We start from the raw sequence: 13724 nt of genomic DNA, 5'->3' as shown, positions 1-13724 counted from the left end.
GCCGCCGTTGCCGTTGGCGCCGTCAGCGCCGTTTCCGTTGCCGCCGGCGTTCCCGGTCGCGCCGCCATTGCCCTGGCCGCCGCCGTTGCCGTTGGCGCCGTCAGCGCCGTTTCCGTTGCCGCCGGCGTTCCCGGTCGCGCCGCCATTGCCCTGGCCGCCGCCGTTGCCGTTGGCGCCGTCAGCGCCGTTTCCGTTGCCGCCGGCGTTCCCGTTTACGCCGCCATTGCCCTGGCCGCCGCCGTTGCCGTTGGCGCCGCCAGCGCCGCTTCCGTTGCCGCCGGCGTTCCCGGTCGCGCCGCCATTGCCCTGGCCCCCGGCGTTGCCGTTGGCGCCGTCAGCGCCGTTTCCGTTGCCGCCAGAGTTCCCGGTCGCGCCGCCGTTGCCCTGGCCCCTGGCGTTGCCGTTGGCGTCGCCCGCGCCGTTTCCGTTGCCGCCGGCGTTGCCGTTCGCGCCGCCGTTGCCCTGGCCCCCGGCGTTGCCGTTGGCCCCGCCCGCGCCATTTCCGTTGCCGCCGGCGTTGCCGTTGGCGCCGCCAGATCCGTTTCCGTTGCCTCCGGCGTTCCCGTTCGCGCCGCCGTTGCCCTGGCGGCCGTTCGCGCCGCCGTTGCCCTGGCCCCCGGCGTTGCCGTTGGCCCCGCCCGCGCCATTTCCGTTGCCGCCGGCGTTGCCGTTGGCGCCGCCAGATCCGTTTCCGTTGCCTCCGGCGTTCCCGTTCGCGCCGCCGTTGCCCTGGCCCCCGGCGTTGCCGTTGGCGCCGCCAGAGCCGCTTCCGTTGCCGCCAGCATTCCCGTTCGCGCCGCCGTTGCCCTGGCCGCCCGCGTTACCGCTGGCGCCGCCAGAGCCGTTTCCGCTGCCTCCGGCGTTCCCGTTCGTCGGGCGCTCGCTTTCAGCGACCTGGAAGCCGTCTGCGCTCGAGGGCGCGCCCGATCCGGCGTTCATGGCGGCGGCGGGCTCGCGGGGAAGACCGGCTTGCTCCGACGGCCCATCGGCTCTGGCGGGCGAGCCCTGTGCGGCCTGAACGACGCCAGCGCCCGCGCCCGTGCCGGCGCCGCCCGGCCCTTCGACGAGGCCACTGGACACGAGGTTGTAGTCGAGCGCCGTCACCTGGGCGGGGGCCGGGTCGTCCACCGCGGCGCGGGGAGCCTGGACCGTCAATTGGTTCGGCGCGTCACGGGCCACACTGCCGGTCGCGCCGGCGCCAACTTCCCGCGCCTCGCCGCCCTGGTTGGCGCGCACCTCGACGAGGCCTTCGGCCACGTGGACGGACTCGGCGCCCATCTCGACGTTCACCGTGAACGTGGTGCCCTTGACGATGGCCGCAAGCAGCGGCGTCTCGACGCGGAAATGCTGCGAAGGCTTCTTGTCCACCTGGAACAGGATCGACCCGAGATCTTGAATGACCCGGGTCATGCCGGCGTTCGAGTCCGGCGCGACCGTCATGCGGCTGTTCGGGCCGAGGGTGATCCGCTGTGCGCCATTGAACAGGGCGGCGCGGCCGCCGCCCGCAGTCGTCACCACGCTTCCCACTGGGACCACCTGGTTCGCGCCGGCAGGGGCCGGCGCCTTCCCGGGAGCCGTCACACGGACGACGCCATTGACTTCCACCAACGTCCAGTCGGCCGCAAGAGCGGAACTGAATCCGAAGGTGACAAGCGTCGTGAATGTGGCCGCGATGGCAGCGCGAACAAGCGGCATGCAGAAACCCTCTCAAGGCCCAGGGGCCCTTTGTTAGCTTGCCGACATATAAACGAATTGGTCTAATCTAGAGATAAGAGACGTGGTTTCTATTCTTCGTTAAGGCTCGCTTTATTTGTGCGGCTCAAGCTGGATTCTCCAACTCAATCCAGAACATCATTTGCTAAGTGGCATACGACCCATACCGTGAACGACGGCCGCTGCGGGCGGTCGCCCTGGCGCTGTCGGCCGGGCTTCTGGGCGCGGCAGGGCCCGGGCCCGCGGCGGCGCAGCCGCCCGCGGACGCTTCGACACCGCCCTCGTTCGTGCTGACCGCTCTGACGGTGGATGGGGTCACGGCCTATCCGCTGCGGGACTTTGCCCCCTTGTACGCCGGTTACCTTGCTCGTGAGGTCACGGTGGCAGACCTCGTGAAGATTGCGCAGGCGATCACCGACAAGTACCGCGCGGACGGCTACTTCCTCACGCGCGCCGTGGTTCCCCCGCAGGCGCCGGGTGGGCACGCCCGCATCCGGGTCTACGAGGGCTACATCGGTGAGATTAAGATCAGCGGCGACGCGGCCCCGGCGCTTGGATCGCTCCTTTCGCCCCTGACCGACCGGCGGCCGCTGCGCCTGACCGACCTCGAGCGACGGCTCACCCTGGCCGCCGACCTGCCTGGCGTGCAGCCGCGCTCGAGCATCGAGCCGTTCATCGAGGATCCGGCGCGGCATCGGCTGGTGGTCGCCGCCGGCCTGAAACGCTGGACGGGCAGTCTCTATGTCGACAACCGCGGCACGGAGTCCGTCGGGCCGGTCCAGGCCAACGCCCGGATCGCTCGCAACAGCCTGGCCCGACCGGGCGACCAACTCGCTCTCTCGGTGCTGACCGTCCCCGACGACCCTGGCGAATTCGTGCAAGGCGAGGTGTCTTACGCCGCCGCCCTGCCGGGCGGCTCACGGATCCGCGGCGCCGCGTCGGCGTCGCGGTCCCGTCAGGGAACCACGCCGCTCAACAACAACGTCGGGACCCAGAGCCAGGCCGCCAGCCTGCGGATCACCCATCCGATCGTGCGAGGACGACGCGAGTCCTTGTGGGCCTCGGTGATGTTAGATGGGCGGCACGTAGAACAGGCCTTCAGCAACGGCGCCGCGTACGCGGACGACTTGCGCGTGCTGCGCGCCTCTCTGCAGGCCGACCGTGGCCGGGGCGACGGCTCGCTGAGCGGCTATCTGCAGGTCTCGCGCGGTCTGGAGATCCTGGGGGCGACACGGAAAGTCGGCTTCGACAACTCCCGCTTTGACGCCGATGGGTCGTTCTGGAAGTTCAACGCGGGCGTCAGCCACTATCGCGACGTGGGCGAAAGGGCGGGCGTCTACGTCTCCGCCGACGGTCAGTGGGCTCCTGACCCGCTGCTGTTGTCGGAAGAGTTCGCCCCAGGCGGCCTGCCTTACGGCCGAGGCTACAACTACGCCGAGATCTCCGGCGACAGCGGCGTCGCGGGTCTGGCGGAGTTCCGCTACGGCTTTGCGCCTCAGAGATCACCCGTGAGCTTCCTGCAGACCTACGTCTTCGTGGACGCGGCCAAGGTCTGGAACAAGCGCACCGCCTTCGGAGGCCGGTCCGCCGCCTTCTCGTCCGCGGGCGCAGGCGCCAGGCTGACGCTCAACGGGCGCCTCACGATGCGGCTGGAGGCAGCCCGCCCGTTGACGCGCACGCCCTTCGAGGCCCGGGACAAGGATTGGCGGGCCTTCGCCTCACTGTGGGCCTGGTTCTGAGCTCTCGGAGGCGGCCAGCCCGCCGCCGCGACCCCCGATGCGACCACGGACCGAATCCCCAGCCGGTCGACCGCCGGGGGTTTATGCGACAGAGCCGAGCCGCACCTCCGCCCCCGCCTTGGTTGTCGAGGTCGGGGGTCCGGATGAGCCTGTTTCCGGACGTATCGGCTCTTGCTCGCGAACTCGACGTCTATGTGGGAAACCTCGCTGCGTTAGACGAAATGAGGAAGCGGTTAGTCGCACCCCTACTCCACCGCCTCGCGACGAGCGAAGATATCTTCGACTCGGACACTCAGTTGCTCAGCAGTGAAGTAGCCCGTCCTGTGGCTAACACATCGACGCCGCCATCCCCGGCCGCGACCGCGTTAGGCTTACGATGGCTGCGCGGTGCGCTCGCTAGCATGGGCCGAGTTGTCATCGCTGGGTTTAAACACTACGGCTCAGAATGGCCGAAGATGGCGGCTCGCTGGACCGGCGACAGCGCATCTGGACTCGGCAATTCGATTGTAAACTTCCTCAAGGCAAACGCAGCCCAGCTGTTCGATCTTGCGCGGGAGGGGCATTCGTTTCGTTGGCTGCGGATGCTGCTCGAATTGATCGGGCTGAGTTTAAAGTAGCGATTCCTCGGGGCGTAAAATCCTTGAAGGCCGACGCGAGGTCTATAGCCGCGACCTCTGGCACTCGATAGCCGCGACGCGCCAGGAGCGGTCATCGGCTCGGCTCCGGAAACTAGACATTCTGAGCCTGGCCGGTGAGGAGATCCGCCTCACCTACCCCGAGATGGCGAAATGGCGGCGCACCACTCGGCCACGAGCGTCCAGGCCCTAGTCGAGATCCTCTAAGGTTCCCATACATCTGGCGTTCAGGACCTCAAGGTCAAGCTAGGTACGGGAGTTCAGTTGCGCGGGGGCGTGGGGATGTTTCGTCGAATCCTGGTCGCGGGCCTTAGCCTCCTGTTGGGGTTTCCATCGGCGGCGTCGGCCGAACGCAGGGGATGGAAGCCGACCACCGACGATGTGTTCTACATCGCCTGCTACCTCTTCACGTCAGGCGAGCCCGTGGCCACCGGCCTCCCGGTCGTGAAGACGAACGGGAAGGAGATGTTCAACAACTTCGAAAACTACATCCGCGATCGCGCGCTTCCGATCTACCCGCAGCATCACAACATCCGCTGCGTCCCCGAAGACACGCCGGAGCTCGCGATCCAAGCCCGGATCAAGCACGGCTATGTCATCCAGGAGGCACCCTGGCCCAAGGGCTTGCCGGAAGGAGCGCGGCCTATCTGGGTGGAAGGCATGGGAATGATCCCGGCCGACAGGGCGCCGAAGCCGCCCGAGCCGGAAAAGCCGGGCGCGCCGGCGCCGAAGCCGCCGCCCAAACCTGCTCCGCCGCCTCCGCCGAAGCCGGCTCCGCCGCCGGCCGCGCTGATCATCAAGGAGGACACCTCGGCGAAGGACTTCCGCAAGGCGTTCGACGAGCAGGTTGCGAAGGATCTCGCCGCCCAGGACCGCAAGCGCGCCGAGGCCGCCGCCAAGGGCGCGCAGGCCGACGCCGAGATGCAGCGGCGGATCAAGCAGGTGATGGACGAGCGCCGCCGCCGGGGGCCCGCCCAATGATCCGCGCCCTCTTGCTGGTGGGCCTGGCGGCGCTGGCCGCGGGCACGGCCCACGCCCAGCTCGTCGAAATCGAAGCGACCCGCACGACGCCCGCGAGCGACCCGATCCTGGCGCGGGTCGGACAGACGATCTCGAGCCACATCTCCGAGGTCGATCAGTATTGGCTGGCGCCCGCGCGGAGCTACGAACTGATCCAGTTGCAAGGCAAGGCCGGCCAGACCGTCAACCTTCGGCTGAAGAGCGACATCCCGACGATCTCCATGTCGTTCGGCGCGGATTTCGGCCTCCGCAAGACCGTGTTCCAGCCCGGCCCCGGCCAGCCGATCACCTACGTCCTGCCGAAGGACGGGAGGTATTGGATCATCGTCGAAGCCAAGGGCCCCCAGCGTTTCGGCGCCTATCAACTCTCGATCGGCGATGGGACGAGCGCGCCGTCGTTCGACTCGCCGTCGCCCGCGCCCCTGCCAAGGCCGACGGCGGTCGCAGCGCAGGGCCAGCGCGTCGAGGTCACGCCGACCTTTGCCGAAAGCTTCAATAACCCGACTCCCGTGAAGCCCGGTCAGCTCATCGCCAGTGACCTCGCCAATGGGGCCTTCAACGGCCTGCCGGGCTGGCGATTTGAGCAGTTCGTCCTGACCGGCGTCGCCGGCCAGACGGTCACGCTGCAGCTGCAGACCGACATCCCGGACCTGGAGGTCGGCATCCGCGCCGGAGCGAAGGGTCAGAAGATGGTGGTCCAGGGCCCGGCCAGGGACGCTCCGCTACGGTATGTGCTGCCCACGGACGGGCCTTATTACATCGCGCTGTTCACGCGGAAGCCGCAGAAGGTGGGGTCCTATCTGTTGTCGATCGGCGACGGAACGAGCGCCCCGTCCTTCGCCCCGCCGCCCCCCGCGGCAGTGCAGATCGCCCAGGCTCTTCCACCGCCCCAGCCCGCGCCTGGGCCGGCCGAGGCGCCTGCGCCGGCGGTCCTGCCTAAGCTGGAGCTCCCGGACGGGATCACCGTCATGGATTTCGGCCAGACGCTGTCCCGCCCGGCTGGCGCGAAGACCGAGCTCTACGGCGTGATCGGCGAGGCCGGCGCGGTGCTGACCGCCGCCGTGACCGGAACAGGCGTCCTCGGCGTCACGATCTTCACGCCGGAAGGCGCGGAAATGCTGACGTCCGGCGGCCAAGGCGCGGCGACGCTCAAGGCTGTACTGCCCAAGGACGCGGTCTATATCTTCGCCGTGACCCGGATCGATCCGTCAAGGCCCTACAGGCTGTCCCTGAGCGCCGAGTCCCCCAATCTCGTCCAATGGGGCCAGCGCCGTGACGCCGGCTATGAGGTGATGGACGCGCGCGGAGCGCTGGTGTTGTGGACCTGCTGGGTCGAGCCCGGGGTTAGCCTGCAGTATCTGTACGCCGACGGCGCGAATCTGGTCGAGACGCTGAACTCCGCCGGCTCGGGCTCGATCGAGCGCCAGGGGTCGAAAGAGACCTTCACGACACGGCGCGACGGCGAGACCCTCGTGCGCACGATGAGTTCCGGCCGAGAGGTGCGGGAATCCTTGGCCAGCCCGCCTCCCAAGCTGGGCGCCTATCGCGGCTATCGATGTCCCTAAGGCCAGACCCGCGTCGCCTGGGCGGCCGCAGCCGCGGTTACGCGCGCTATCGCGTGGACGAAGGCAGCCCAAGGATCTGACCTCGACGCCGCCGAGATCGAACGGCGCGTTTCGAGGCCGCCACCACGCATCTCACCAACGGGGGCGACGCGCTTGCCGCGATCCCTGACCCAGGGTCATCCTGATAGATCAGCGCGCGGTGGTCACCTTTGCGCCATGAGCTGACATAGAGGTCGGGCCAGAGAGCGGACGTTCGCGCGGGAGGCTCAAGGGCTCGCCTGGCTCGTTGGGGGGCGGTTCCGCGTTTGGCGGCCCCCTTATTGCGGCAAGTGCGAGCGCTTCGTAGTGTCCGCCGCCCATGGCCTCCCACACATCGAAGACCGTCATCTACGCCGCGCTGGCGGGGAACACCGCGATCGCGCTCACCAAGTTCGCCGCCGCCGGCTTCACCGGCAGCGCCGCGATGCTTAGCGAGGCGATCCATTCCGTCGTCGACACCGGCAATCAGCTGCTGCTGCTATTTGGCCTCCGGCGGGCGGCCAAGCCCGCAGATGCGCGGCATCCATTCGGCTACGGACTGCAGCTCTACTTCTACACCTTCGTCGTCGCCGTCCTGATCTTCGGCGTCGGCGCGATCGTGTCGTTCATGCACGGCCTTGAGAAGGTCAAGCATCCGCACAGCATCGAGCACGCCTGGGTCAACTACTTGGTCCTCGGGCTCGGCATCGTCTTCGAAGGGGGTGTCTGGCTGGTCGCCCTGAAGGCCTTCAACCAACAGCGCGGCAGCCGATCGATCATCGCGGAAATCAAGTCGAGCAAGGATCCGACCGTTTTCACCGTCCTGTTCGAGGACACGGCCGCCCTTGCGGGCTTGGTCATCGCCCTCCTCGGCGTGTTCCTGAGCGAGGCGCTCGACATGCCCGTTCTGGATGGTGTGGCGTCGCTGCTCATCGGTGGGATCCTCGCCGTGACCGCTTTCTTCCTCGCGGCCGAAAGCCAGAGCCTGCTGACCGGCGAGGCGGCCAGCCACGAGACCCGGGTGGGCATCAACCGGATCGCCCGCGCCGAACCTGGTGTCGTCGGCCTGAACCAGGCGAGGACGATGCACTTCGGACCGAACGAGGTGTTCGTCGCCCTGAGCCTCGACTTCGAAGACAGCCTGCCCGCCGGCGAGGTCGAACGGATCGTCACCCGCATCGAGCGGAAGTTGCGTGAGGCCTACCCCGAGATCGGCCAGGTCTTCATCGAGGCCCAAAGCTTCGACGCCGACCGCCGGGGCAACGACGAGGCCGAAGCCTAGGCGGCGCGCTGTCGCGCGAGGCGGGCTTCCAAGCGGTCCACGGTTCGCAACGTCAGCGCAGCGATCGTTAGGGTCGGGTTCGCCCAACCCGAGGTCGGGAAGACCGAGCTCCCGAGGACGTAGAGGTTCTCGACGCCATGCACACGGCCCGTGGCGTCAACGACCCCTTGATGCGGATCATCCGCCATCCGGGTCGTGCCCATGTGGTGATAGCCGCCGATGGGATGGGCGCTGATCAGGGGATCTGTACGCCAGCCGCCGTCAGGATCCGCGAGCCAGTCCGCGGGCTGCACGCGGCCCAGCCCCAGGCGGCGCAGTTCCTCGTCGAGGGCGCTCACGAGCCCGGTCACGCTTTCGACGTCCAGCCGCGTCGTCCGCCAGTCGAGCGCGATCCGCGGCACGCCCAGGTCGTCGCGCTGATTGGTGAGCACGACACGGCTGAGCGGGTTCGGCGACTGCTCAGCGCGGACTAGGAGCGTCAGGTCGCGAAGCCCGGCCCGGTGCAGCAGCCAGGGGCGGAGGGGGTCCGTGCGCCGCTGGACCCACTTGGTCGCCCTCTTGGTCAGCTTCCATAGCGCTCGTCCCTGACGGGACGGCGCCATGCCATGCTTCAGCGACATGTAGGCCTGCATGCCCCAATTCGGCGCGGCGTTAGCGGGTTGGCGGGCGGCGATCGTGAGCGAGCTGTTGAGGATGCGCCGCTCGGCCTGCACACCGGGACTGGGCTTCAGGAGGCCCGCCAGTTCGCGCGCACCGGCGACGTGGCTCCGCCCAAACGCCTTGAGCAGCGCCCAGGCCTTGGCGCCCACCACACGGCCACCCCGGGCATGCGGATGCTCCATGAAGTAGCGACCGACCTGGTCGTAGGTGTTGCCGATCCCGTGAGGCATGACGTCATTCGAAGCGAGCAGGAGACGGGGGTTTTCCAGCCCTCCCGCGGCCAACAGGAAGGCCTGGGCCGTGACCGTCAGATCTCGTCCCTTCAGGGAGCGCACCTGCAGACGGCGGACCGCCTTTGCGCCGCGATCGAGCGCGATGTTCTTGACGGTCGCGTGGGTCACGATCGTGCAGCGCGGGTGCTCCACCAAGTCGGCGCAGGCGTCGAAGACGAAGCGATCGAATCGGCGGTCGAAGGTCCAGAGGCCGATCTCTATCCTCTTCGGATCAAACCCCGGCAACGAGACGCCGGCGGCGGCAAGGTCCTTCACCGTGGCGGCCGTCTCCGGCTCGCCGAAGATCCGGCGCGCCGGCGCGTAGTATCTTGAGAGTTCGGCCCAATTGATCGGCCAACCCGAGTTCGGCACCCATTCGCGCCGCTCAAGGTCGATGGGATCGAGTTCCGCGATGCGGCCGCCCCAGATCGCCGTCGTGCCGCCGAAGAAGCGAAGGCGCGACTCCTCCAGGGGATAATAGGCCTCCCCGACGTTCTGGCCCGCGTTGAGCCCAGCCACGGCCTTCTCGTAGTCTAGCCCTCCGCTTTCCAGGAGGACGACGGTTCGACCCAGTTCCAGGAGCCGGCGCGCGGCGGTGATGCCCGCGGCGCCACATCCGACGATGCACACCTCGGTCAGGAGGGCCTGGGGAGACTGAGCGTCGTTGAGGTCCAGATGCATGTTGTGCAGGTAGGATGTTTGCCGTGCGCCACCAACACGGCGGAGCTCTATAGGTTCGCGCTCCGGGCCAAGGTGGACGCATCCGAAAGCAAGTCGGAGAGGGATTGTGGCCCGCTGAGCACGTAGGCCGCATCCCCGCGTTCCCAGAAAGCCGCCAGTTCCCGGCCCCGCCGCGCCACTTCGGGACGCTCCGTCGTCCCCGAGCGCACCTTGACCGCGAACAGCTCCACGCGCCCCCGCTCGGTGTCCAGCACGAGGTTGACGCTCGGGCCGTCGTCGGTCGGGAACACCTGCACGTCTCGGACTTTCCAGGTCGCCGGCAGGCGCGGCAGCGGAAGGTCCAATGCCCGATGGATCTCGCGTGCGTCCAACTGCGTCGTCTCCACCTGCGAGGCCATGGTCTCGCGCAGTCGGGTGGCCTGCCGAGATTCCGCAGCGTCCTCGACATAGTCGGGCGGGTTGTCACCATCCAGTTCGCGCCAGCCGTCCAGGTCCCGTCCCCCGCCGGCGGCCCAGACGGCCGCCCCAGAGCCCACGCTCGCCAGCACCGCCACGCCGAACATCGCCGCGATCCAGCCGCGCGCGCGGGGCCGTCGGCCCGCCGTGCCAGACATGTGCAGCGCGGTCATGGTACGCGCCGCGAGGTCCGGGTTGGCGGCCAGGAAGCCCTCGACCTCCCGTCGCCGTCGCTCGGGCAATTCCCCCGCCACGTAGGCCTGAAGATCCGACTGGTTGATCTCCAGCGACGCTCGGCGATCTTCGTTCGCAGCGGAACCCATGCCGCACCTCTGTCTCTCGACGCGCCCCGGGAGACACTATGCGTTGCCGCTGTCTATTGCGCGAGAGCCTCGCGACGAACGTCGCTTTAGCGCCAGTTGCGGACGTTGAGATCGAGGCCGGAAGCCGACGTTGGCAGGGGTTTACGCCAAGGGCCGCGATCGAGTTCTGCGGTCCTTGACTTGCCTGCCTGCGTGGGTTCGCGTCGCTCTGCCATTATTGTCGGGGGTGCGAACATGCCACGGCCAGCGGACACCTGCTGCGCGACGATGCAAGCCATGAGCACCCCATCCGACGAGACGGTGTCCGCACTTCTCGATCGCGGGGTCATCACTCCCGCGGAAGCTCAGGAAGCGCGGGCATCCATGCCCGATGCGCCACTGATCGACTGGGTCGAGCATCTCAGCGCATACAGCATCGGCCACACCGTCATCTTTCATTGTCCCTGGTGTGGCGGCGCCCTGCCTCAGCCGCGGATGCCACCGCCCGGGCCCAACGGCAGCGTCTTCATCAATGCCGACGGGACGGTCCATTCCGATGATGGCAAGCCGGTCGACCCCGCGATCGCCGATTGGCTGCGCAACATCATGCCACCCCAAAGCACTGAATAGCGTGAATCCTTCCCAACACTTCCGCGTCCGACCTACGCCGAGATGCAAGGTTAGGACAGTGCGGGAGGATGGACCTTCACTGAGGTGGCTGGGCGCACGCTAAGCCGCTCCTTGCATCGTCGCCTGAATGCGGGCGAGCGTAAAACTGGAAGGCCCCATGAGGGACCGCTTCAGTTGCCAGTGCTCCGTGGCGCTCCGGAGGTCCAGCTCAACCAAGAACTCGTATGGAGTACCGCCGCTGCTCGTCGTGTAGACGAGCGCGCCCGCGACTCCCAAGGCGACCGGCTGCGGCCCTTCCGCCAGAATTTCGATGGCGGCAGTGTTCCAGGCGATGGTGCCGCCGGACCATTCCAGGCGACCCGTTCTCTCGGGTCCCGCCGCGACGTCCTTAAACGTGGCCGCGTTGGACCGAAGGATCACAGTCTCCCAGATCGGGTCCGTGTAGTCGCCCAGCTCTTCACTCCAAACATCGCCTCCCACCCAACGGTTGTGCAGGACGAATGTGTCGGCGTCGTCGGCAAGGAAGAGCGTCCCAACCTCTCGTGAAAATTGGGTATGAAGCTCCGACCGCAGCGTCATGGTTGGCATCAGTTTGGCGCGGAACCGCGGGGCCCCTGCAGCGACCGTCACAAACTCACGCATCGAGATTTGATCCAGATCCAAATCTGCGTCTCCCGCGATCCGCTGAGAGCTTACGAAACCTCGCCACCGGCGCAACTTCCGCCCTCCAGCATGCGGACGATGGCAGGTCCGCTGGGCGGACCTGCCGGTGGCGTTAGATTTCGAGCTGCTCGGACAGCGCGAGGGCGTCGTCCACCTCGATGCCGAGATAGCGGACGGTGCTCTCTAGCTTCCGGTGGCCTAGCAGCAGCTGGCAGGCTCGGAGGTTGCCGGTCTTCTTGTACACAAGCGCGACCTTTGTCCGGCGCAGGCTGTGCGTGCCGTAAGCCCCGGGTTCGAGGTCAACTAGCTGAACCCAGCGATCTACGAGACGGGCGTACTGCCGCGTTGTGATGTGGTCACCCCTGCGGCTGCGGCTCGGAAACAGCCAATCGTCCAGCCGTCGCCCGCGTAGGGCCAACCACGCCGCCAGCGCCTCGCGGGTTGGCTCGGTGATCTCGAACGGAACGGGCCTTCCCGTCTTCTGTTGGATCACGGTCGATCGCGTGCGGAGGACGCCGCCGGGCGCCACGTCGCTGACGGTGAGGCGCACGAGGTCGCAAGCGCGGAGCTTCGCGTCGATCGCGCAATTGAACATCGCCAGGTCGCGGCACCTCCCGCTCGTCTTCAGTTGCTGCCGGATCGACCAAATGTGTTTGGGCTCCAGCGGCGCTTTCGGGCCGATGATGCGTCCAGCGTTCCAGGGCTTCTTGGGTGTTCGGAACAGGTCGGGTTGGCTCATGACCACCTCCTTTGAAGTAGCCCCCGCGAGTTCAACGGCCCGCGCGTGACCACATGCGTCCGAAGATGGCGTCCGGGCGTCCAATGCTGACGCTGCGATTTGTGGTAGTACCGTTGCAGGATTGGAGACGATCAGTGAACAAGCTCCGCGACTGGCGAGAGATCGGGGTGGCCGGCGGGTTCACGACCGAGGACATCGGCCGCCTGCTTGGCATCCCACCAAGAACTCTAGGGGCTTGGCTTCGGGGCGAGCGTCCGCTCATTCACCCTGACTACGAGCCTATCAACGGCAGCCTCATCCTCTCCTTCGATGCCTTGGTGGAGGCTCGAGCGATCGCGCATTTCCTCGAAGAAGGCGTCGATCCCGGGAGACTTCGGGAAATCATGGACGGACTGAGGAGGTCGACTGGCCACCTTCATCCGCTTGCGTCCGAGCGCAAGTTAGTAACAGACGGCTTCCGCTTGCTCGAACTCACAGATGACGGGCGTCTCGTGAACTTGGCGAACGAAGTCTACGCGCACAACGACCTCATGAAGCCTGCCCTCGTCGGGCGAGTAGTCTTCGAGGCTGGCAAAGCGCGCTACTTCCTGCCTGATCCGAACGAAGCGCCCCTGGTGAGGGTCGACCCGCGTCTCGCGTTCGGCCGTCCAGTTGTGTTCGAGCCCGGTAAGCGCGTGGTTGAGACCGCCGCACTTGCTGCGGCGGCGGAAGATGAGGGATTGCAGGAGGCTGCTGACTGGTTCGACGTGACCGTGGACGCCGCTCGCCAGGCACTCCAGTTCGAGAGGCGTCTCGCGGCGTGATCTTCATCCGTCTGGATGAAAACCTGTCTCACCACATCGCGGCCTTCGCGACGAAGATCGGGATTCCGCAGCACGTCGTTATTGAAGCGCCCGTTCCGCTAAACGAGCAGGGGCTGCCGGACGCTACATGGATGGAACTCTTCGCGAAGCGGGGCCGGCCCAGAGACCGTCGTGCCGCCTTCTCGGCCGACGACTTCACGCCAGCAGAGCGGGCGCTGGCAGAGGAGCTTGGCATCACGCTCTTTTCCGTGCCCGCCTCCTTCTGGCGCCCACTAAAGCGGCTCGGGCAGGTGGCGTTCGTTCTTCGCTGGCTCACCAGAATGATCGAGCTGATTGAACAGCACCCGCCCGGAACACAGTTCCGCCTGCCCCGCAGTTTCAATCCAGGCTCAAAGGTGCAGCCATTGGATCGAATTCGCGACAAGAAGGTCGTCCGTCCAGGCCGGCCGCGGCGACCGAAACGGATGCCACTGTTAGAGCGGAAGAAGGATAGAGGGTCGTAATCCAAGCCGCCGCTGATTGTGGCGCCAGCTAGCAGATACTAGT

General features: G+C 67.2%; 13 protein-coding genes. 8 read left to right on the top strand and 5 right to left on the bottom strand.

The window, feature by feature from the left end:
• Window positions 1-1515, bottom strand: a 1515-nt coding sequence (locus Q0L11_RS03850; protein WP_296595530.1) for a FecR family protein, incomplete at its 3' end; no start/stop codon positions are given.
• Between the two features lie 347 nt (window positions 1516-1862).
• On the opposite strand from Q0L11_RS03850, the gene Q0L11_RS03845 reads away from it, so the two are divergent.
• From Q0L11_RS03845 to Q0L11_RS03825, 5 genes are all read left to right on the top strand, one after another.
• Complete coding sequence (locus Q0L11_RS03845) at window positions 1863-3452, top strand: ShlB/FhaC/HecB family hemolysin secretion/activation protein (protein ID WP_296595529.1); 1590 nt, start codon at window positions 1863-1865, stop codon at window positions 3450-3452.
• 143 nt (window positions 3453-3595) lie between these two features.
• Entirely contained in the window at window positions 3596-4069 is a 474-nt protein-coding gene (locus Q0L11_RS03840) for a hypothetical protein (protein ID WP_296595528.1), read from the top strand.
• Between the two features lie 300 nt (window positions 4070-4369).
• A complete protein-coding gene (locus Q0L11_RS03835; RefSeq protein ID WP_296595527.1) occupies window positions 4370-5068 on the top strand; it encodes a hypothetical protein in 699 nt (232 codons plus the stop codon).
• Entirely contained in the window at window positions 5065-6672 is a 1608-nt protein-coding gene (locus tag Q0L11_RS03830; protein WP_296595526.1) for a hypothetical protein, read from the top strand. Before Q0L11_RS03835 ends, Q0L11_RS03830 begins: the two co-directional genes overlap by 4 nt.
• 358 nt (window positions 6673-7030) lie before the next feature.
• The gene (locus Q0L11_RS03825) at window positions 7031-7972 is read left to right on the top strand and encodes a cation diffusion facilitator family transporter (RefSeq protein ID WP_296595525.1); all 942 of its coding nucleotides are present in this window, start codon (window positions 7031-7033) and stop codon (window positions 7970-7972) included.
• Here Q0L11_RS03825 and Q0L11_RS03820 read toward each other — a convergent pair.
• Both Q0L11_RS03820 and Q0L11_RS03815 read right to left on the bottom strand, forming a co-directional pair.
• A complete protein-coding gene (locus Q0L11_RS03820) occupies window positions 7969-9585 on the bottom strand; it encodes a GMC family oxidoreductase (protein WP_296595524.1) in 1617 nt (538 codons plus the stop codon). The genes Q0L11_RS03825 and Q0L11_RS03820 overlap by 4 nt on opposite strands.
• Window positions 9586-9632: 47 nt before the next feature.
• Window positions 9633-10364 (bottom strand): hypothetical protein, encoded by a 732-nt coding sequence (locus tag Q0L11_RS03815; protein ID WP_296595523.1) that lies wholly within the window; start codon window positions 10362-10364, stop codon window positions 9633-9635.
• Between the two features lie 276 nt (window positions 10365-10640).
• On the opposite strand from Q0L11_RS03815, the gene Q0L11_RS03810 reads away from it, so the two are divergent.
• Window positions 10641-10973, top strand: coding sequence for a hypothetical protein (locus tag Q0L11_RS03810; protein WP_296595522.1), 333 nt, complete (start codon window positions 10641-10643; stop codon window positions 10971-10973).
• A 99-nt stretch (window positions 10974-11072) separates the two neighbouring features.
• On the opposite strand, the gene Q0L11_RS03805 is transcribed toward Q0L11_RS03810, so the two are convergent.
• Window positions 11073-11636, bottom strand: coding sequence for a hypothetical protein (locus tag Q0L11_RS03805; RefSeq protein ID WP_296595521.1), 564 nt, complete (start codon window positions 11634-11636; stop codon window positions 11073-11075).
• A 112-nt stretch (window positions 11637-11748) separates the two neighbouring features.
• Window positions 11749-12375 carry a tyrosine-type recombinase/integrase gene (locus Q0L11_RS03800; protein WP_296595520.1) on the bottom strand — a complete coding sequence of 209 codons (627 nt, stop codon included), beginning with the start codon at window positions 12373-12375 and terminating at the stop codon, window positions 11749-11751.
• 134 nt (window positions 12376-12509) lie between these two features.
• On the opposite strand from Q0L11_RS03800, the gene Q0L11_RS03795 reads away from it, so the two are divergent.
• Complete coding sequence (locus Q0L11_RS03795; protein ID WP_296595519.1) at window positions 12510-13178, top strand: hypothetical protein; 669 nt, start codon at window positions 12510-12512, stop codon at window positions 13176-13178.
• The gene (locus Q0L11_RS03790) at window positions 13175-13681 is read left to right on the top strand and encodes a hypothetical protein (protein ID WP_296595518.1); all 507 of its coding nucleotides are present in this window, start codon (window positions 13175-13177) and stop codon (window positions 13679-13681) included. Before Q0L11_RS03795 ends, Q0L11_RS03790 begins: the two co-directional genes overlap by 4 nt.
• Window positions 13682-13724 lie beyond the last annotated feature (43 nt).

The sequence above is a fragment of the Phenylobacterium sp. genome (assembly GCF_024508875.1).
Lineage (GTDB): Bacteria > Pseudomonadota > Alphaproteobacteria > Caulobacterales > Caulobacteraceae > Phenylobacterium.
The sequence above is the reverse complement of the archived record's forward strand: the minus strand, read 5'-3'. Positions and strand labels throughout refer to the sequence as shown.

What these genes read in the sequence shown, in the direction of transcription:
- Q0L11_RS03840 (WP_296595528.1), top strand. Translation starts at nt 3,596, where the DNA reads ATGAGCCTGTTTCCGGACGTATCGGCTCTTGCTCGCGAACTCGACGTC.
- Q0L11_RS03835 (WP_296595527.1), top strand. Translation starts at nt 4,370, where the DNA reads ATGTTTCGTCGAATCCTGGTCGCGGGCCTTAGCCTCCTGTTGGGGTTT.
- Q0L11_RS03830 (WP_296595526.1), top strand. Translation starts at nt 5,065, where the DNA reads ATGATCCGCGCCCTCTTGCTGGTGGGCCTGGCGGCGCTGGCCGCGGGC.
- Q0L11_RS03825 (WP_296595525.1), top strand. Translation starts at nt 7,031, where the DNA reads ATGGCCTCCCACACATCGAAGACCGTCATCTACGCCGCGCTGGCGGGG.
- Q0L11_RS03820 (WP_296595524.1), bottom strand. Translation starts at nt 9,585, where the DNA reads ATGCATCTGGACCTCAACGACGCTCAGTCTCCCCAGGCCCTCCTGACC.
- Q0L11_RS03815 (WP_296595523.1), bottom strand. Translation starts at nt 10,364, where the DNA reads ATGGGTTCCGCTGCGAACGAAGATCGCCGAGCGTCGCTGGAGATCAAC.
- Q0L11_RS03810 (WP_296595522.1), top strand. Translation starts at nt 10,641, where the DNA reads ATGAGCACCCCATCCGACGAGACGGTGTCCGCACTTCTCGATCGCGGG.
- Q0L11_RS03800 (WP_296595520.1), bottom strand. Translation starts at nt 12,375, where the DNA reads ATGAGCCAACCCGACCTGTTCCGAACACCCAAGAAGCCCTGGAACGCT.